The sequence below is a fragment of the Paenibacillus sp. N3/727 genome, from assembly GCF_022637315.1.
Classification (GTDB): domain Bacteria; phylum Bacillota; class Bacilli; order Paenibacillales; family Paenibacillaceae; genus Paenibacillus_AQ; species Paenibacillus_AQ uliginis.
In genome coordinates, this window is sequence record NZ_CP093336.1 from 5902372 (window position 1) to 5921028 (window position 18657).

Here is an 18657-nt window from a genome sequence, read left to right on the forward strand (position 1 = left end):
AGGAGAAACTTATGAAAGGAATTATTAACTTTTCACTTCGCAACAAATTTGCCATCTGGCTGCTGACAATCATTATTATTTTCGGTGGATTGTACAGCGGAATGACCATGAAACAGGAGACCATACCGAACATTAATGTTCCCTTCCTGAGTGTCACGGCCATTTATCCGGGGGCAGCGCCTGAAGGCGTAGTACAGGATGTAAGCAAACCGCTCGAAACACGACTCCGGAATGTGGACGGAGTTAAGACGGTCACCTCCACATCGATGGAGAATGTGTCCAATCTTATGGTCGAATTCAATTATGGCGCTGATCTGGATAACGCTACGGCAGCGGTCCGGGAAGCACTCAACGAGGTCAAGCTGCCGGATGGTGTTCAGAAACCTCAAATTTCCAAGTTTAGCATGAGCTCCATGCCAGTCGTATCCTTAAGTATCGCGAATAAGGAAGGCACATCCCTTGATGAGCTGACACGCATTACTGAGAACGACATCGTACCGAAGCTGGAAGATTTGGATGGTGTTGCTTCCCTTCAGGTTTCCGGCCAATTCGTTAATGAAGTACAGCTGAAATTTAATCAGAAGAAAATGGATGAGCTTGGCCTTACGGAAGATACCGTTAAAGGAATTGTTCAAGGCTCTGCTCTGTATGCACCACTCGGACTGTTCGAGATGGAACAGTCACAAAAGGCCGTCGCGGTTGATGGCGGCATCATTGGCATCGATGATTTAAAAAACATCGCTATTCCAGTTATGCCGGGCGGTGGCTCAAATGCTGCTGGAGCGGATGGTGGTGCAAATGCCGGTTCTGCTGAGCAAAATGCAGGTCAACTACCCGCTGCAGGCCAGCAAGCGCCTGGCACTTCTCCGCAAGCAGGAACGCCTAATGGGCTCGATTCCTTCGGTATCCCTACCGTGAAGTTGGGTGAAATTGCCGATATTGAAGTCATCGGTAAAGCGGAGTCCATCTCCCGTACGAACGGCAAAGAATCCATCGGTGTTCAAGTCGTTAAAGCAAACGACGCAAATACGGTAGATGTTGTTAACAGCGTCAAGGACAAGGCAGAAGAACTTAAGGAACTATATCCGGGCATGGACCTGACGATCATGCTGGATCAAGGCAAGCCTATCGAGGATTCCGTTCATACCATGCTCTTTAAAGCCTTATACGGAGCGCTGTTCGCCGTGATCATCATTATGATCTTCCTGCGCAACATCCGTTCCACCATCATCTCTATTGTATCCATACCTTTATCATTGCTCATTGCCGTGCTCTGTCTGCAGCAAATGGACATTACACTGAACATGATGTCCCTCGGTGCCATGACGGTTGCAATTGGCCGGGTAGTCGATGACTCTATCGTCGTTATCGAGAATATATATCGGCGATTGTCGCTCTCAAGCGAGAAGTTGAAAGGTCGTGAACTCATTGGCGCGGCTACCCGCGAAATGTTTACGCCTATCCTGTCATCGACGATTGTTACGATCGCGGTGTTCCTGCCGCTCGTACTTGTCAGCGGTATGGTTGGAGAACTGTTCATTCCTTTTGCAATGACGATGGTGTTCGCCCTACTCGCTTCTCTCGTTGTAGCGGTCACTCTCGTGCCTGCAATGGCGCACTCCATGTTCCGTAAAGGACTTAAGAACAAGCATAATCATGATGAAAAACCAGGCGCCCTTGCCCGTGGATATCAATCCGTACTGAGATGGTCCCTGAATCATAAACTGATCACTTTCGGAATTGCCATTGTTCTTCTGGTTGGCAGCTTGTTCCTGACCAAGTTCGTTGGTGTCAGCTTCCTGCCGGAGCAGGAGGACAAATATACGATGGTTACCTACTCTCCTCAGCCAGGCGATCGTCTGGAAGATGTGGAGCAGCGTGCATTGAAAGCCGAGAAATACATTCTCGGTCAAGATGGAGTCCAAAGCATGCAATATTCCATCGGTGGCAGCAACCCACTCGGTATGGGTTCAGCCAATTCGGGATTGTTCTATGTCATGTATGATCCAGATACGAAAAACTTTGAGGATGTAAAGAAAGATCTGGTGGAAGGACTGGAGAAACAAGTTCCGGAAGGCCAATGGTCCAATATGGACATGGGTGGCTTTGGTGGAAGCCAGCTTACCGTCAATGTCTTTGGTGACACACTGGAGCAGATCAAGCCTGTAGCTGAAGACATTTTGGAACTGGCTAAGAAAGACACCGCCAACTTCGAAAATGCAGAAACCAGCCTGTCTAAAGCCTATGAACAGTACACACTGGTAGCCGATCAGGAGAAACTCAGCTCGCTCGGCCTGACTGCCGGACAACTGGCTATGAAGCTCAGCCCGGTTCGTGAGCGTCCGGTATTGACTGAAGTGAAAATCGACAATAAATCATATAAAGTGTATATCGAAGCTGACAGTCAAACATATAAGAGTATCGAGGATATTCAAAACGAAACCATCACTTCGCCGCTCGGAATGGAGATTCCGATCAAAGATGTTGCAAAAGTGGAAAAAGGTACATCACCTGACTCTATTATGCGTATCGACGGCAAGATGGTCGTTACCGTTAATGCTGATATGATTACAAACGACGTAGGTACTGCTTCCACTAACCTGCAAGCAAAAGTGGACGAGATGAAACTTCCTGAGGGTGTATCTGTTAGCTTCGGCGGGGTTACTGAACAGATCAATGACACCTTCGGACAGCTGGGGCTCGCTATGCTGGCAGCAATCGCCATCGTGTACTTCGTTCTCGTTGTCACCTTCGGTGGTGCGCTCGCACCGTTTGCGATTCTGTTCTCGCTTCCGTTCATTGTCATCGGTGTGATTATCGCCTTGCTCATTACGGGTGTAACGCTGGACGTATCCGCACTGATGGGTGTACTCATGCTGATCGGTATCGTAGTGACAAATGCTATCGTATTGATCGACCGTGTTATTCACAAGGAACGTGATGGCTTGTCTACTCGCGAAGCGCTACTTGAAGCCGGAGCGACACGCCTTCGTCCGATTCTGATGACCGCACTCGCCACGATTGGCGCTCTGCTCCCGCTTGTGTTCGGATGGGAGAGCAGTGCAGGTATCATTTCCCGCGGACTCGGCATTACCGTTATCGGCGGCTTGATCAGCTCAACGCTGCTTACGCTGGTCGTCGTACCTATTGTGTATGAATTCCTGATGAAGTTCCGCAAAAAGCGGATCGAAGATTAAATCAAGCACTTAACGTAACGCTTAAAGAATTACATTCCATAGAGGGGCTGCCTCCAAAGGTCTGAACTAGACTACGGAGGCCGCCCCTTTTTGGTGTTTATATAGAACAAAAAGCCGTTGCTCCTACACCCCACACACAAAAAAGGCATGCTCTCCATATGGAAAACATGCCTTTATATATACCCTGATCGCTATTCTCTGTTACACCAACACGACTTCACGAACCGGCTCATCTGCAGCCAGACAAGACTGCTTCCAGGTGCGGAGCATTGACAAATCATATTCAAGGAACTCTTCCAGCAAACGTGAAACCGCCAAGTAAAGCGGGCTTATCGTAGAAGCATTCAGCTCTCTACACATCGCTGGAATCCAAGTGAGTAGATGCTCTTCCAGAAATTTTTTCTGTATATCTATCAGACGCAGCATGCTGTCCTCGCAGTATGCACTGTTCAGCATGCGATCATGCAGTATGGTCATAAATTCAAGCTCGATCGCAATATGATCGTCAGGCTCTCCGCTGACTTTCTTAAAGGCGGTTCCAGCTGAAGCGTAAAAGTCGGATAAATCCTGTGCGCGGCACGAATAAGGAGAATAACGGGATTCTGCAAGCGGCCGCTGCTTCGAGTGCTGCAGTAATCTGCGGTACTCTGCGCCTTCCTGTTCGCAAATTCGTACGAGTTCCTCCGGTGAACGACCGCTCAAGTACTGCATGAGCTCGCGTCCTCCGCGGGTCAGCTCCGCCGCTTTACCAATTCCGCTGCTGCGGCTCCAATGTGCAACTAAAGACAGTGTAGGCCAGTGGCCCAAAAATTCAGTGAGCAGCTGATAAATCGTCCCCCGATTTTCCAGCCACCTGTGACAGACTTCAGGTACCTCCAATGTTCGAACAGATGATGATATCGTCATATCGAACCTCCTAATGGTGATCTCTTTGTTGGATGTTGATATCTTTCACATTATATCTTAAAAGATTCTAGGATGGGGTAATTTTATGAAAAATGATTTCCGAAAGTTTCGGAAAATTTCGGAAATCATTTTGAAAACATGCTTACCATCCTCACTTGGATGGTTCAGCTATTCTATGAGCGGCACACTTTTCAGGGGAGAAGCATGTGCCTGTAAGCTCAGTATAATGAACTTTGTAAACGTTTTCTGTGATACAGTTCACACACTCTGGCTTTTACAACAAATTTAACTGTTCAAAATTCAATATTTTTTAACCGCCCTTCCATTGACTCCCGCTACAGCAATCGCTACAATGTGACCATGCCAAGCTGGAAAGGGGATTCCTATAGATGAAACCGATGATTGAACCTTTGACGGACTCCTTTGGGCGGATTCATGACTATATCCGAATATCCGTAACGGACCGCTGTAATCTGCGATGTGTGTACTGCATGCCAGAAGAAGGCATGGTGTTTCAGCCGCATGACGAGATCATGAGTTATGAAGAGATTGCTTCCGTTCTGCGGGTGCTCGCACCTATGGGCGTATCCAAAGTACGGCTAACCGGCGGTGAACCACTCGTCCGTAAAGATCTGGAGTCACTGGTTGCCATGATTTCAGATATTGAAGGAATTCAAGATATTTCACTTACGACGAACGGGCTTCTGTTGTCTTCCAAGGCCCGCCTTTTGAAAGAAGCTGGACTTACCCGGATCAATATCAGCCTTGATTCGCTGCACAAAGAACGCTATGCCAAGATTACCCGGGGTGGAGATGTGCGGAAGGTGCTTGAAGGCATCGAAGCCGCATATGAAGCCGGACTTGATCCAATCAAGCTGAACATGGTACTTATGAAAGGCTTTAATGAGGATGAGATACGGGATTTTGTAGCGATGACGATTCACCGTCCGCTGCACGTTCGCTTTATAGAATATATGCCGATCGGGCAGGCTTCAGAGGAATGGCGCAAAACATACATTCCGCTTAGCCATGTAACGGATGTTTGCCACGAAGCCGGCTGGACCATTCAAGATGACCAGGGACCTGCGGGCAACGGCCCCTCCCGTAATATGAAAATACAGGGTGCTGCAGGCACTTTTGGACTCATTCATCCGGTAAGTGACCACTTTTGCGACTCCTGCAACAGGCTGCGTCTAACGGCTGACGGACATATTAAAGCATGTCTGTACTGGTCGGATGAATACAATGTCCGCCGTGTTGCACACGATCCTGAAGCCACGGCTTCCTTGTTCCGAAAAGCACTCGGCAACAAACCGCAAAACCACGAAATGGCCCTGGCTCTTGAAAAAAAAGCTCAAAGCCATACCCCGACCAACCGACGCATGTCGCAAATCGGCGGGTAAAACAAAAGAAGCTCCGCAGCTGCGGAGCTTCTTTTGTTTAGAGATAAAAAACTACAGAGGAAACTGCATCCTTATCTCTCAAGAAAAATTACCATTAAATGCGCTCTATCTTCTTTGAGATACGTCGATAGACGTTTTTCGTTATGTAAGAATACCGAACAATTGCAGCGCCATATAGAGAGCCAGCAGCCAAATGATCAAGGCCGAGACGGTATTCAGTACCGCAATGCTCCGGCCCGTCGTATCCACTCTGCCCAGCATCCGGCCTGCCAATGCCAAGGCTAGAAACCACAGCCACGAAACGATTGCCGCAGTCAATGCGAATATCCATTTGGTCATTCCTTCGTAAGCGAGTGAGCTCGTCCCGATTACGCCAACGGTATCCAATATCGCATGCGGATTCAGAAGGGACACCGACGCTGCATAAAGTACCTGCTTGCGGGCAGACAGCGGAGCGGATTGTCCGCCTCCTCCGCCTTTGGATCTCCAAATACTGAATCCCATGTAGAGCAGAAATAGAACCCCCACGGCGTATATCGTCGTTTCGAGCCAAGCGAACTTCAAAATAACGAGTGAAACTCCCCCTACAGCCGCGAAGATCAACAGTGTATCGCATACCGATGCTGTTAGAACAGCAGGTAATGCACGAATAAAGCGCGAGTTCACCGCTCCCTGATTAAAAATGAATACATTTTGCACACCTAGCGGCAGAATCAGCCCGAAAGCCAGCAGCACCGCATGGAGAATCGCTTCGATCAATTTCTCTCTCCCCTTTTAACGATTATTCTCTAATGATCCTCATTCAACTTCCCACTGACAAGCGGTCTCATAATCCTCAGGCTGGTTCATATTAAACAGCCCCCTCGCGGCGTCTATCCCCGTCAGCCGGGCCAGTTCCTCCACCGGAATGTAAAGAACGTTCAAATCGCTTAACCAATCCATCATGCGCAGCTCATTCCGGCGCAAGCGATTTTCCAAACTTGCGCAGACATCAAGATGGTAAACGGCAAGAAGCGGCTGCGGCTTCCCATCCATAACAGGAACAACAGCATCCCGTGGAGCAACATCATCATGACGGGCCATTGTTCTGACCCGTATTCCTGACTCTGGTGTCAAGGGATCTTCAGCGGCTATCCGCAAAAGCACCTGTATAATATCAGCGGTAACAAATGGCATATCACAAGCTGCTACGGCATTCCAGGCCGAGCGGGAAGCAGATAAACAAGCGTGAAGTCCCGCCATGGGCCCTTTTCCAGTAAATATATCCCTTACAGACCGCAGTCCCAGAAAGCCATACGGTTTCGGATCATTCAGGGAAAGAAGCACCTCATCGCATACTTCACCAAGGCTTAGAGCTGTCCTTTCTATGGATGCCACCCCACCTACAGGCAGCATCGCTTTATCGCACCCCATCCTCCGGGAAGCCCCGCCGGCCAATACGATTCCCGTCGTGCCCGGAACAGCCGCAGGTGCCCGTTTGATCTGGAGTTTTTCCATCCCTACTCTCCCCCAATAGCTGTAATGTAAGAAATTCCCCCATATATTACACTTGTATTACATTAGTAAAAAATGGGTAAAAACATAGAAGTTGGTTTGTATCCCTTTTCAATGCGTGATACATTGAGAGAGGATAATCGGCTGTTCAAGCTATTTCTCTGTATTGCACTCGGTTTGAAAGGAATGACACCCACTTGCGGGATATGAACTACGATCAACCATCATTAAAGTCACTGAAACTCTTTAACTTTTTCATTTATGGAACCATGGTTATATTCACCGGGTTCTTTCAACTATATCTGCAAGATATCGGAATGGACAAAGTGGAAATCGGTAGCCTGATGGCTATTGCCCCTTTCGTCTCCGTGTTTGCCAACCCATTTTGGGGGTATTGGGGCGACCGGGCCGAGAATATCAAACGTGTCCTTATTTTCATGATGACGGGAACTTTGCTGCTTGTCCAGTTTGTTTTTCAAGCGAACACATACGCCATGATTTATATGTCGATGATTTTCTTTTATTTTTTCCAGACACCCATGTTCTCGCAGACAAACTCGCTTATTCTTGGATACATTGAAGGTACACGTCACAAGTTCGGTTCGTTCCGGATGTGGGGCTCGCTTGGTTGGGCACTGACAGCCGTTGCGGCTGGACCTGTGATCGACCGGTTAGGATCAGGACGGATTTCGATTGTATTTTCCATTATGCTAGTCATAGCCGCCGTGTTCATGCTGTCCCTTCCGAATATCCAGAAGGCGACCGCCTCTGCCACAGTAAGTGTCCGTGGACTCAGCAAGCTGTTTTTGAATCCGTATTTCGTCTGGTTCATTCTGCTGGGCATTGTTGTCTCTATTCCAAATACGATGAACAATACATTTATGTCCCTGTACATTCTGGATCTCGGAGGCACCAAACAGACGGTTGGATTAGCGATCTTTCTCGCCTCCATATTCGAGGTAGCCGTCTTCCTGCTCTGTGACCGTTACTTGAAGCGCAAGATCAACGTAATGATTGCCTGTCTAACCGTTGTGAGCCTGCTCTTCTCGCTGCGCTGGCTGCTGATGGCTGAGGCCTCCACTCCACTGGAAGTTGCCTTTATTCAGATCCTGCACTGCATCACCTTCGGCGGTTATTTCTATGTTGGGACCCAGCTGACCATGCTGTTTGTCCCAAGGTCGTACCGCGCCTCGGGGCAAGCAATTTACACCCTTTCCTGGAGCGGGATTTCTGGTGTGATCGGCGGCATCGCCGGCGGCTGGCTGTTTCAAAATTTCGGCGCCCAGACTATGTACCAGATCGGCATGATGCTGGCGTTGGTAGGTGCAATCGGTTTTGGATGGATGTGGTATATACTGCGCAAGCAAGAATACCATCTGACGTCCAATGAAGCTGATGAGGATATTGAGGAAGAGACGCTACCCGGTGAATAAAATGATCAGAACATAGGACAAGGCCCGGAAGCCTGCCCCAATGGGGAGCTTCCGGGCCTTGCTAATTCAACCACATCATACATCAGCTGTTTAAGATTTCGGCAGCTGAAAAGAGCTTTTCAGGGATACAACCCGATTAAATACCGGACGGCCTGGCTCAGAATACTTAGAGTCTACATTAAAGTAACCATGACGGAAGAACTGGAATTTATCCTGCGGCTTGGCATCCTTCATGTTCCGCTCCACAAAGCCGTTTACAATCTGCAGGGAGTTCGGGTTCACGTAGTCAAGGAACGTCTTTTCGGTAGTCTCAGCAGCTACCTCAGAGAGATTGATATCTCCTGCCACCTCTTGCTCCAATTCCTCCTCCAGCTCCTCATCCTTGATGAGCGGCTCATACAGGCGGAATTCAGCAGGGACAGCCTGGGTAGCTTCTACCCAGTGGATCGTGCCCTTTACCTTGCGGCCCGTAAATCCGGTTCCACTCTTCGTCTCAGGATCGTATGTGCAATGAATCTCAATGACTTTACCATTCTCGTCCTTAATGAACTCATTACATTTAATGAAGTAGGCATGCTTCAGGCGAACCTCATTTCCCGGAAACAAACGGAAGTATTTGTTCGGCGGATTCTCCATAAAGTCTTCCTGTTCAATATATATCTCACGGGAGAATGGGATTTGACGTACACCCATCTCCGGGTTTTCGGTGTTGTTCTCTGCCTCAAGCCATTCCACCTGTCCTTCCGGATAGTTGGTGATCACGACTTTAAGCGGGTCAAGCACAGCCATCGTTCGCGGTGCCTTCAGCTTGAGATCCTCACGGATAAAATGCTCCAGAACTTGACGGTCTATTTGACCGTATGCTTTGGAAATCCCTGTCTCGTACACAAAATTGCGGATCGCATCCGGTGTATATCCGAGACGGCGAAGACCAGAAATCGTCGGCATGCGCGGATCGTCCCAGCCATCCACATACTTCTCGTCAACAAGCTGCTTGAGTTTACGCTTGCTCGTTACTGTCTGAGCCACATTCAAACGGCCGAATTCATACTGGTGCGGAGTGCTTGGCATTTCGCATTCAGCGATAATCCAATCATAGAACGGACGCTGATCCTCGAACTCTAGCGAACAAAGAGAGTGCGTTACACCCTCAATCGCATCCTCAAGCGGGTGTGCAAAAGCATACATTGGGTAAATGCACCATTTGTCCCCGGTATTGTGATGGTGCGCATGCGAGATACGGTAAATAACCGGATCGCGGAGGTTGATGTTCGGTGAGGACATATCGATTTTGGCACGGAGAACACGTTCTCCGTTGGCGAACTCTCCAGCACGCATCCGTTCAAACAAGTCCAGATTCTCTTCCACACTGCGGTCACGATATGGACTGTTCTGTCCTGGCTCGGTCAACGTGCCGCGGTTCGCGCGGATTTCCTCTGCAGACTGATCATCCACATATGCCTTTCCTTTTTTGATCAGCAAGACAGCACGGCTGTACATCTCTTCAAAATAATCCGAAGCAAATCGCAGCTGTTCCCAGTCGTAGCCGAGCCACTTCACATCTTCCTTGATGGAATTGACATATTCTACATCTTCCTTGACCGGATTCGTATCATCAAAACGAAGATTCGTTTTACCGCCGAACTCGTCCGCCAACGTGAAATTGATCCAGATCGCCTTCGCATGGCCGATATGAAGGTAGCCATTCGGTTCCGGCGGGAAGCGGGTAACAATTTCTTTCACTTTGCCGGATTTAAGGTCTTCGGTAATGACGTTTTTTATAAAGTTGGAGGGTGTTGCTGGTTGGTTCTCCACGTTAATCAACCTTTCATCCTGTTTATTCTCTCTATTCCTGTATAAACGTGTTTCTCTTAAATATACCCGTTACGCCCCGATTGTTCAAGGAATCTGCAGGGATTAAAGCGTCTTGATAGCAGACGGGCCGTAATCCTGTTCCGAAAGACAGTTGAGCGGAAAAGAACATGCATGAAAATCGACAAAACAGCTTTGACTAGGGCTTTTTAATAAGGTAGCATGGAAGAAAATAGCGAAAAGGAGGTCCGTTCAACCGATGAAACCGATGAAATTTCCAAAAGAGCAGCGCGAGCTAATCATCGAGCAGATTCAGGAATATTTTGAAAAAGAGCGCGGAGAATCGCTCGGGCATCTGGCAGCGGACAACATGCTGGAGTTTTTTATGGCCCGAATCAGTCCATACATATACAACCATGCCCTGGAAGACTGCAGACAGTTGGTCACCCAGCGGATGGTCTCATTGGAGGAGGATATCTACGCCCTCGAACAACAAGTGAAGCCTGTGCGCTGAGCTAAAGCTTCCCCCTTCAAGTCCATGTTCAAAAAGTCGGGTTTTCAGCACCGAGAAGGTGAACACAAGATTCGATGTCGAATCCACTTCTTGAATTGCTTCGTGATCAAAAGACGACTTTTTGAACTACCTCTTCAATCAACATTCTCAGAGATAAAGGAGTTGTATCATGTTTACCTATTCCTTGGATGATCATGTGGAACTGCGGCCGCTTGTACCTGAGCATGCACGCGCCCTCTTTGAACTTACAGATCGGTCACGTGACCGTCTGCGCCAATGGCTTCCATGGGTGGATTCCGTTACGGAAGTGGACCATACCACCAACTATATCAAGGGAGCCATGAAGCAGGCTGCGGATAACGGCGGATTCTCCGCCGGCATTTGGGTACGTGAAGAACTGACAGGAACGATATCGTTTCACGAGATCGATTGGCACAACCGGTCGGTCGGCATTGGCTATTGGCTGGATAAGCAGTTTCAAGGACAAGGTCTTATGACAAGCGCCTGCCGGGCTTTAACCGACCATGCCCTGATGCGTATGGGTCTGAACCGCGTGGAAATCCGCTGTGCTACGACCAATCGCCGCAGCCGAGCCATTCCGGAACGGCTCGGATTCGTCCTTGAAGGCGTTATCCGTGAGGCGGAGAAGCTTCCGCAGGGATTTGTCAATCATGCGGTGTACGGCATGATTCGAAGCGAATGGAAGCGGATGAGATAACAAAGTGCTTATATATACTGAAAAAGGCTTACATCTGCAATTGCCGCGTAATCATCATGAATTCTAATTAACTTATTGACCGAAACCGTCCTTCTTCCGCGATCCAGCCGAGGGACGGTTTCTTCACTTTTTATTATCAACGATAAGTGAAAGTACCACTGCTATTGCAGCTTTTCGATCCAACCTTCAAACTTGTGACGTACTTTTTCGGCTAACGCCTCAATTTCCACCATCCGCCGCAGTCCCGTTTCATCCTGTCTTCCGTTCGTTAGCAGTTTTAGAACCTCAAGAACGGTTACTTGCGCGGGATGGGATTCCAGCTGCACAAGCTGCGAATCCGCAGACACATGCCCCTCTTCCAGTACCCGCAAATAAAACCCGCTGTAGCCCGTTGTCAGAACCTGAGCAGGCATATCCTTTACTCCATGCTTCTGAGAGAGCTTGAAGCAAGGATAGCGCGGCTGGCTCACCTGCACAACTGCATCCCCGACCTTAAACACATCTCCGATACATACAGTATCTTCCAGCAAGCCTCTTACCGTCAGGTTTTCACCGAACGATGCATGTTCCATCTTCTTCCCCAAAACTTCCTCCCAGTAGGCATAGTGTTCAAAAGGATACACACACACCGCCTTATCCGGACCTCCGTGATTCACAAGATCAGCCTGTCCATCTCCAGTAAAATTAGCAGAACCCAAATACAGCGGCCCTTGAACCGGCTGCTTGTAGATGCCTGTCGACAAGTCTTTGCCGAGATAATCAACGGTTACAGGCTTGCCCACATTCAAGGACACAATGCCAATGCCTGCTGTCATAGAATAATCCCTCCGTCTTTTTCTTTTGATTAACTATAGTGCAGACACAAAGGCATTGTCTAGCCACAATGGAGGAAGAGAACAGACCGGTATTCAGCAGCAACCGTCCCTTAGTGACAGTGCATGATCGATGCATAGGAAAAAGCCCGGCAATATGCCGGGCAATTCTCAGAAATATTATATGAAGTAACTCATTAATATATCGTCCACGTAACGTCCATCCACGAAAAATTCCTGAACCAATCGGCCCTCTTCCTGAAATCCGCACGCTTTGTAAAAGGCGACCGCGCCCGGGTTGCAGGAAAGCACCCGCAGTCTGAGCTTAGTCTTGCCCTCCAGCCGGGCCATATCCTGGACTGCTTGTATAAGCCGGCGCCCAATCCCGCTTCGCTGATACGAAGGATGTATGGCAATATTCAGCTCGTACACATGGCTGTTACTCTCAAGCCCGGTCGGTGAACAGAATCCGACATATCCACATACGTCATCACCGCTGACAGCCAGGAGCTGAGATCCAGGCGGACAGTGCAGCAAGTAGTTATCCCTTGAGGTCCAGTGCAGCGGCTCAGGTGCCGTATTCCTGTCCCATACCAGATCGTCCAGCTCCATAAGATGAGCCGCATCCTTCATTTCGGAGAATCGGATCGTCACGGTTTGTAGACTGATACTCATCGTCTCATCCCCTCGTTTCGATAACAATCCTCCTTATTATATCAGCTAGTTTCAACTACATAATGAATTATTTATTTTTGAGGCAACCCGCAGTAAATTTCCACGGTGCAACCACTTCCGCTGTCTCCAGCCAGCCGCTTGAAGTCGTCTCTTGAAATGCGCACGCCTCCTGTACGGTAACGGTTCTGAAGCGTATCGGTATGCACATCTTGTCCGTTAATCGTAACGCGGGACGGTTCCACACCATCCACATGATAGCTGAACGTTACTGGAGCTCCAGCATATTGGAACTGGAACTGAAGACCATGCAGTGATTGAGGCAGAACCGGATCAATAACCAAATCCCCTCCCGCTTCACGGATACCAAGGGCATTCGAGATCAGCTGGTTCATGTAGATCCCTGGGCCGCTGGAGTAAATTCTCCATCCCCCTTTAACAGGAACACGACCGCTCCGCAGTTCACCAAAAGACTCTTGAGCTTCATAACGGGTGTTAAACTTCCCGTCCGAGCTGCTGAAGTAAGCATTGCTCTGACGCAGCTCCGCATTTGGCACAACCTCGGTAATACCGATCGGGTTAATACGCTCAAGCCCGCTCCATACCTCACTGCTCTTGCCGAGCTTTGCCATCGCCTCAACAAAACGGATGTGTGCATGAACGTATTGCAGACCGACTTCCCGGCCGAAATTCGCTGCCTGCTCCGCCCGCTTAAAGTGTGTGCTGACTCCACCCGCATACACGGCAGGACGATTCATCAGCCTTACCCCATCCGGGCAGAACAGTTGTTCACGGATGATCTCATAATGGCTCTCCGCCTGCTCAGGCGTTAACAGCTCACTAATCATGCTGCGCGTCATTGGCAGCAGACGGTACTGGATTCCCGTCTCCTGGTCTGTCGGATGAAGCAGTAACTTGCTCTGCTCCGGACTTTCCATATACACAAAACCAGGAATAACTTCCGACTTGAGTATATAACGGTTGAAATCACGCTGTATTCCTTCCGTCAGGCTTCGTACATGCTGGGCCATTGCCGGGTCGGCATTCTCCATGACACGAGAGAACTGATTCAAGGTCTGGTATGTCAAAGCTACAGTCCAACTGCTGACCATGTACTGTTTCAGCTGGGCATTGGCTGGCTGAAGCGTGTCGTCCCAGTCTCCGTCCCCATAAGAGGACAGATGTGTATCATGTAGGAAATGATTTTGAATGTATGCAAGTTGCTTCTTCACATGCTCAAGTACGGTATACCGTTCCTCCGTGAAATCGAAGCTATGTTTTCTAGTATAAGGAACAGTCAACTCCAGAACGCTGTAATCATTAGTAACTGCCAAATAATCGCCGAGCACCTTCAGCGGCCATACGATGATGTCTCCGTGACTCTCTTCCTGCTGAATAGCGGCGTATTTGTCAAACATGAACCACTGCGGCCAGTTGCCGTCATCTTCATATTGGTGGGAATACACCTCAAACAGAATATCCCGTACCTGTTCGTATTTATGAGTAGCCATAAAATATTCCACAGGTCCCTGGCACACATCACGTGTTCCCCAAGCCGCGCCGCCGTATTGCTCCAGACCGTGCGGAACGGAGTAATGAACGAACATATTGTGGGTATACCACCAGGCCAGAGCATTCACTTTGAACAAGCTGTCATCATGACCATCCTTAAAGCTCAGGTTGAATCCGTTCATTACGGAAGTGTAGAACGCGCGGTAGCTTGTTATTTCTTCTTCGGCTTGACGTACCTGCAAAGGAGCCACATCTTTATCAAGGCTGCCCTGAATAGTCATTGTCCAGTCGGCGCTTTCGCTGAGTTCTAATACGCTTAAGGAAGCACTGCCCGGTACGACGTTGCTTGCCAGACGGGTCTCGTCTGTAACATGCATATCGGTTCCCATCACCTGAAGGCGGTAATGAAGATCCGGGTACACGGATGCGCTGAGCGAAGTATGATCTGCTCGGAACGTAAGCACATCGTCTTCCTGGACCATATGATAAGGAACCTCATATTCATTGACATGCATCGTCATCTGATGGGTCACCAGATAACGGTAGGCTCTTCCGCTTTCGGAACGGACTTGCAATGTCACCTCAGGTGCTGCCGCAGCCGTAAAGTTCGTAATAATTAGCATGTCATCTTCCGTCTTATAGTACCACCGCACATAGTTAAAGCCGATCTCGAACAGTGATGGCATACTCAGCAGACGATATTTCCCATCGATCTCGATGTAGATCCGCTGTCCGGACGTTTTGGGCACGTTAAGCGAGTTCCGGGCGTTGCTCATCATTTTGTTGAAATTGGTGTTGCCGATAACCAGCTGTGAATTAAACAAGCCATACATATATGAAGTTGTCGTTATCGCAGAGCTGCCGAGTGACACGTTATTGCCACTCATCAGGATATGACCGTGCGGGCGTTCAACGCGAAGCTCTTTTTCCTTCAAGACGATATGTTCATAGGTATCCGTGAAAAATGAAAGCAGTTCCTCCCCAACCCACTCCTCCTGTCGGCGCACAGGGAACAAGACCTTCAGCTCATCTTCCGTCATTGGCAATGTACGCAAGTGATCTCCCAAGATTGATGAATACTCCACACGCGGGAGCTTCTCCCCAGCCTCTGTGATACGCTGTGATTCAACCTGCTGCCATACGGCCTGAAGCTCATCCTGGAATTCCAGAGATGTGACAGCATCCGGGTGATTGTCTTTATACATCCCGTAAAATACGAACCGGGCCGAGCCATCAAGCTTCACGCACGGTGACTGCAGGGCGGTATAAGCGAATTCATATTGATACACTTCATTCGCTAAGCTTTCCTTGTACAGAGCTTCTGGTGTATTCGTCTCTTTGTAAGAAAGACCGAAAAACTGAAAGCCATCTGTTGCATAACCGATCGCCTGAGTAAGCGAGCCTTGCTGGAGGTATGGGAATACACCGCCCTGCGGCTGATTTTGACGGGAACAGATGACGTATCCGTTCTTTTCCTGTTCAAACACGGCATGGTCGATATATTGGGATAAATATGCCTCGTTGGTCCGAACTACGCCTGGATGTGCGATCCCGATATCCTGCCCATACATAAGGTCGGCCTGAATCCCTTCCCCTTGAAGCTCAACATCCCAGAACCATATACCGCTGTCCGTTGGGGTGAACAAAACCTTGTAAGTAACACCACTAGCGCTTCCTTCCCACATCATCCGGTTATCCAGACGAGTGACAAGGCTTTTCGAATGCACACCCAGAAGCGGAACGGCCTCAATGCCGTTCGGGGTATGAATTCTTAAAAATAAATTGCTTACGGCACCGTCAATCGGATTCGTGAGCAGCTGGTTAATCATCATGTTGCCGTAAGTCGCTTGATAAAGATCACCACTTGGCAAAAACGAAAACGTCAAATCTCCGGCCTGGAGAACTACTTTTGAATCTCTCTTTTCAATCTTGGTTGTCATCGTTTCACTTCCTATCTGTAAAAATATATACCTTTATTTCTATTTCCGTAGTTTAAAATGTCGTGTCTCTGTGTCCTGGCTGTTCCTTCCAACCATGATACAGAACTGTCCTGCATCACTTTCGAAGGATAGATCGGAATGGTGATATCGAAGCTGTTCTTCCGGCAGAGTAAAGGTAACATCCTGTTGTTCACCCGGCTGCAGTAGCAACTTGCGGAAAGCCTTCAACTCCTTGAGTGGTCTTACAACCTCGCCTGACATATCACGGATGTACAGTTGTACCACCTCTTCACCAGCCATATCTCCGGCGTTCGTAACAGAGACTGTAATTTCAAGAGGCTCATCGGGTGACATTTCCTCAGCCGACAACTTCATTTTCCCGTAACTAAAATCCGTATAGCTGAGTCCGAATCCAAACGGCAGCAGCGGTTCATTCGGGATGTCCAAATACTGCGATACATAGCGTTCTTGCGCGTCTGGTGCGTCTTTCGGACGTCCGGTGTTAAAGTGGTTATAATACACCGGCACCTGTCCAACCGAATAAGGGAAAGACATGCTGAGACGGCCAGACGGATTCACTTCCCCTGTCAAAAGTTCAGCTACAGCCGCTCCGCCTTCACTTCCCGGATACCAGGCTTCCAGTACCGCATCCGCCTTATCCAGCACACCGTTAAGGTCCAGTGGTCGGCCATTGAACAGGACGACAACCATCGGCTTCTGCAGCGGTTTGAGACGCCTAATCAGCTCAAGCTGTGGTTCCGGCAGCGTAATGAATGCTCGGCTGCCCGCTTCTCCACTCATCTCGGAATCCTCACCCAGCGCAAGCACGATAACATCGGCTTCCTTTGCGGCCTTCAACGCCTCCTCCAGCTGCTGCTCGGTCATAGAGCTCACTCCGCAGCCTTCGGCTGTTATGAGCCTTCCTGAAGACAGTTTGAACCGAAGTCCTTGTTCCACTGTCACCGCGTCTTCTTTCGAGCCCGTCCATGACCATGGGCCCAGAATATCTCCGCTTGCAGCAAAAGGACCAATCAGCGCGACACGCTGCTCAGACTGCAGCGGCAGAACCGAGTTATTTTTCAGCAGAACACAGGATTTGGCTGCAGCCTCACGTGCTGCATGTCGATGCTCATCGCAGAATACGAGCTCCCGCTCAGCTTCAGGATCCGCCCCTCTCATCGGACGCTCAAACAGCCCGAGTCGCTTTTTCAAGGACAGGATACGCAGGACGGCTTCATCGATAAGACTCTCATCTACCCTTCCTGCACTTACAAGCTCCGGCAAATGGTGAATATAGCAAGATGTCATCATTTCAATGTCCACACCCGCCTGAATCGCCTTAAGTGCTGCCTCTGCCTCGTCTTCGGCTACCCCGTGGGGGATCAGCTCTTTCACCGCTCCCCAATCAGAGATCAGCACACCGTCAAAGCCCCATTCGCTGCGCAGCAAGTCACGCATCAATCGTTTATTGCCTGTAGCCGGAACCCCGTGCACTGTATTAAAGGCTGTCATCACCATCTCGCAGCCCTCATCCAGCGCTGCCTTGTAAGCAGGCAAGTAATACTCCCGCAGCTGCCGTTCCGACATGTCCACCGTATTGTAATCACGACCGCCTTCGCCTGCTCCGTAAGCGGCAAAATGCTTCACGCAAGCCGCAAGCCGGTGTACATCACCACTGAGGTTGTTTCCTTGAAATCCACGAACAAAAGCTCGGGCAAATTCGCTGTTCAAATACGGATCTTCACCGGTGGATTCCATCACACGTCCCCAACGGGGATCACGTACCAGGTCAACCATCGGCGCAAATGTTACATGAAGACCGGATACCGAAGCTTCAAGGGCAGCAATTTCTGCACTCCGCTCTGCCAGTCCGGGGTCCCAAGAGCACCCCATGGCCAACGGCACAGGAAAGATGGTCTTAAAACCGTGAACGATATCCGCCATGATCAGCAGCGGTATACCCAGTCTGTTGTTACGTAGATAAGCCTCCTGAACGGCTATGACCTTCTCCGCACCCGCCAAACCGAGCACAGAGCCGCTATTTCGCACGACTTCATCCGTTATGCCGAGCGATTCCATCGGTCCTGTAATCTGCCCGGATTCTTCAGCTCCTTCAAAAAAAGGAACGGCCAGCTGCATAAGCTGTGCAATCTTCTCCTCTAGCGTCATTCGCTCTACAAGAGAAAACAGTTGTTGATCTGCCATTCCCCATCCTCCTTTTGTCCTTGTCGGACACTGCAATGT

13 protein-coding genes are annotated in these 18657 nt (G+C 49.3%); 5 read left to right on the plus strand and 8 right to left on the minus strand.

Annotated features, from left to right (window positions below; translation table 11 throughout):
• Positions 1 to 11 precede the first annotated feature (11 nt).
• Entirely contained in the window at positions 12 to 3197 is a 3186-nt protein-coding gene (locus MNQ98_RS27610; RefSeq protein ID WP_241931032.1) for an efflux RND transporter permease subunit, read from the plus strand.
• Between the two features lie 201 nt (positions 3198 to 3398).
• On the opposite strand, the gene MNQ98_RS27615 is transcribed toward MNQ98_RS27610, so the two are convergent.
• A complete protein-coding gene (locus MNQ98_RS27615) occupies positions 3399 to 4103 on the minus strand; it encodes a TorD/DmsD family molecular chaperone (RefSeq protein ID WP_241931033.1) in 705 nt (234 codons plus the stop codon).
• Positions 4104 to 4501: 398 nt separating this feature from the next.
• Between MNQ98_RS27615 and moaA the strand changes: the two genes are divergently transcribed.
• A complete protein-coding gene (gene moaA / locus MNQ98_RS27620; RefSeq protein ID WP_241934057.1) occupies positions 4502 to 5506 on the plus strand; it encodes a GTP 3',8-cyclase MoaA in 1005 nt (334 codons plus the stop codon).
• A gap of 141 nt (positions 5507 to 5647) precedes the next feature.
• Here the strand turns inward: moaA and MNQ98_RS27625 are convergent, their stop codons facing one another.
• Together MNQ98_RS27625 and mobA are read right to left on the minus strand one after the other, a co-directional pair.
• Positions 5648 to 6265, minus strand: coding sequence for a LysE/ArgO family amino acid transporter (locus MNQ98_RS27625; protein ID WP_241931034.1), 618 nt, complete (start codon positions 6263 to 6265; stop codon positions 5648 to 5650).
• Positions 6266 to 6304: 39 nt separating this feature from the next.
• Positions 6305 to 7003 (minus strand): molybdenum cofactor guanylyltransferase, encoded by a 699-nt coding sequence (gene mobA, locus MNQ98_RS27630; protein ID WP_241931035.1) that lies wholly within the window; start codon positions 7001 to 7003, stop codon positions 6305 to 6307.
• A gap of 194 nt (positions 7004 to 7197) precedes the next feature.
• Between mobA and MNQ98_RS27635 the strand changes: the two genes are divergently transcribed.
• Complete coding sequence (locus tag MNQ98_RS27635; RefSeq protein ID WP_481856688.1) at positions 7198 to 8433, plus strand: MFS transporter; 1236 nt, start codon at positions 7198 to 7200, stop codon at positions 8431 to 8433.
• A 90-nt stretch (positions 8434 to 8523) separates the two neighbouring features.
• On the opposite strand, the gene MNQ98_RS27640 is transcribed toward MNQ98_RS27635, so the two are convergent.
• Positions 8524 to 10257 (minus strand): glutamine--tRNA ligase/YqeY domain fusion protein, encoded by a 1734-nt coding sequence (locus tag MNQ98_RS27640; RefSeq protein WP_241931036.1) that lies wholly within the window; start codon positions 10255 to 10257, stop codon positions 8524 to 8526.
• A gap of 247 nt (positions 10258 to 10504) precedes the next feature.
• On the opposite strand from MNQ98_RS27640, the gene MNQ98_RS27645 reads away from it, so the two are divergent.
• Together MNQ98_RS27645 and MNQ98_RS27650 are read left to right on the plus strand one after the other, a co-directional pair.
• Positions 10505 to 10759 carry a DUF2164 domain-containing protein gene (locus MNQ98_RS27645; protein ID WP_241931037.1) on the plus strand — a complete coding sequence of 85 codons (255 nt, stop codon included), beginning with the start codon at positions 10505 to 10507 and terminating at the stop codon, positions 10757 to 10759.
• 169 nt (positions 10760 to 10928) lie between these two features.
• The gene (locus MNQ98_RS27650) at positions 10929 to 11477 is read left to right on the plus strand and encodes a GNAT family N-acetyltransferase (protein ID WP_241931038.1); all 549 of its coding nucleotides are present in this window, start codon (positions 10929 to 10931) and stop codon (positions 11475 to 11477) included.
• 161 nt (positions 11478 to 11638) lie between these two features.
• Here MNQ98_RS27650 and MNQ98_RS27655 read toward each other — a convergent pair whose 3' ends face one another.
• The 4 genes from MNQ98_RS27655 to bglX all read right to left on the minus strand — a co-directional run bounded on the left by MNQ98_RS27655 (position 11639) and on the right by bglX (position 18618).
• The gene (locus tag MNQ98_RS27655; protein ID WP_241931039.1) at positions 11639 to 12292 is read right to left on the minus strand and encodes an MOSC domain-containing protein; all 654 of its coding nucleotides are present in this window, start codon (positions 12290 to 12292) and stop codon (positions 11639 to 11641) included.
• Positions 12293 to 12469: 177 nt separating this feature from the next.
• Positions 12470 to 12964, minus strand: a complete 495-nt coding sequence (locus tag MNQ98_RS27660) for a GNAT family N-acetyltransferase (protein ID WP_241931040.1) — start codon at positions 12962 to 12964, stop codon at positions 12470 to 12472.
• A gap of 71 nt (positions 12965 to 13035) precedes the next feature.
• Positions 13036 to 16413: a GH36-type glycosyl hydrolase domain-containing protein gene (locus MNQ98_RS27665; RefSeq protein WP_241931041.1), complete on the minus strand. Its 3378-nt coding sequence runs from the start codon at positions 16411 to 16413 to the stop codon at positions 13036 to 13038.
• A 39-nt stretch (positions 16414 to 16452) separates the two neighbouring features.
• A complete protein-coding gene (gene bglX, locus MNQ98_RS27670) occupies positions 16453 to 18618 on the minus strand; it encodes a beta-glucosidase BglX (RefSeq protein ID WP_241931042.1) in 2166 nt (721 codons plus the stop codon).
• Between the last annotated feature and the right edge of the window lie 39 nt (positions 18619 to 18657).

Bases quoted from the DNA above. Each gene is read 5' to 3' on its own strand.
- MNQ98_RS27610 (WP_241931032.1), top strand. From the start codon at position 12: ATGAAAGGAATTATTAACTTTTCACTTCGCAACAAATTTGCCATCTGG.
- MNQ98_RS27615 (WP_241931033.1), bottom strand. From the start codon at position 4,103: ATGACGATATCATCATCTGTTCGAACATTGGAGGTACCTGAAGTCTGT.
- moaA (WP_241934057.1), top strand. From the start codon at position 4,502: ATGATTGAACCTTTGACGGACTCCTTTGGGCGGATTCATGACTATATC.
- mobA (WP_241931035.1), bottom strand. From the start codon at position 7,003: ATGGAAAAACTCCAGATCAAACGGGCACCTGCGGCTGTTCCGGGCACG.
- MNQ98_RS27645 (WP_241931037.1), top strand. From the start codon at position 10,505: ATGAAACCGATGAAATTTCCAAAAGAGCAGCGCGAGCTAATCATCGAG.
- MNQ98_RS27650 (WP_241931038.1), top strand. From the start codon at position 10,929: ATGTTTACCTATTCCTTGGATGATCATGTGGAACTGCGGCCGCTTGTA.
- MNQ98_RS27655 (WP_241931039.1), bottom strand. From the start codon at position 12,292: ATGACAGCAGGCATTGGCATTGTGTCCTTGAATGTGGGCAAGCCTGTA.
- MNQ98_RS27660 (WP_241931040.1), bottom strand. From the start codon at position 12,964: ATGAGTATCAGTCTACAAACCGTGACGATCCGATTCTCCGAAATGAAG.
- MNQ98_RS27665 (WP_241931041.1), bottom strand. From the start codon at position 16,413: ATGACAACCAAGATTGAAAAGAGAGATTCAAAAGTAGTTCTCCAGGCC.
- bglX (WP_241931042.1), bottom strand. From the start codon at position 18,618: ATGGCAGATCAACAACTGTTTTCTCTTGTAGAGCGAATGACGCTAGAG.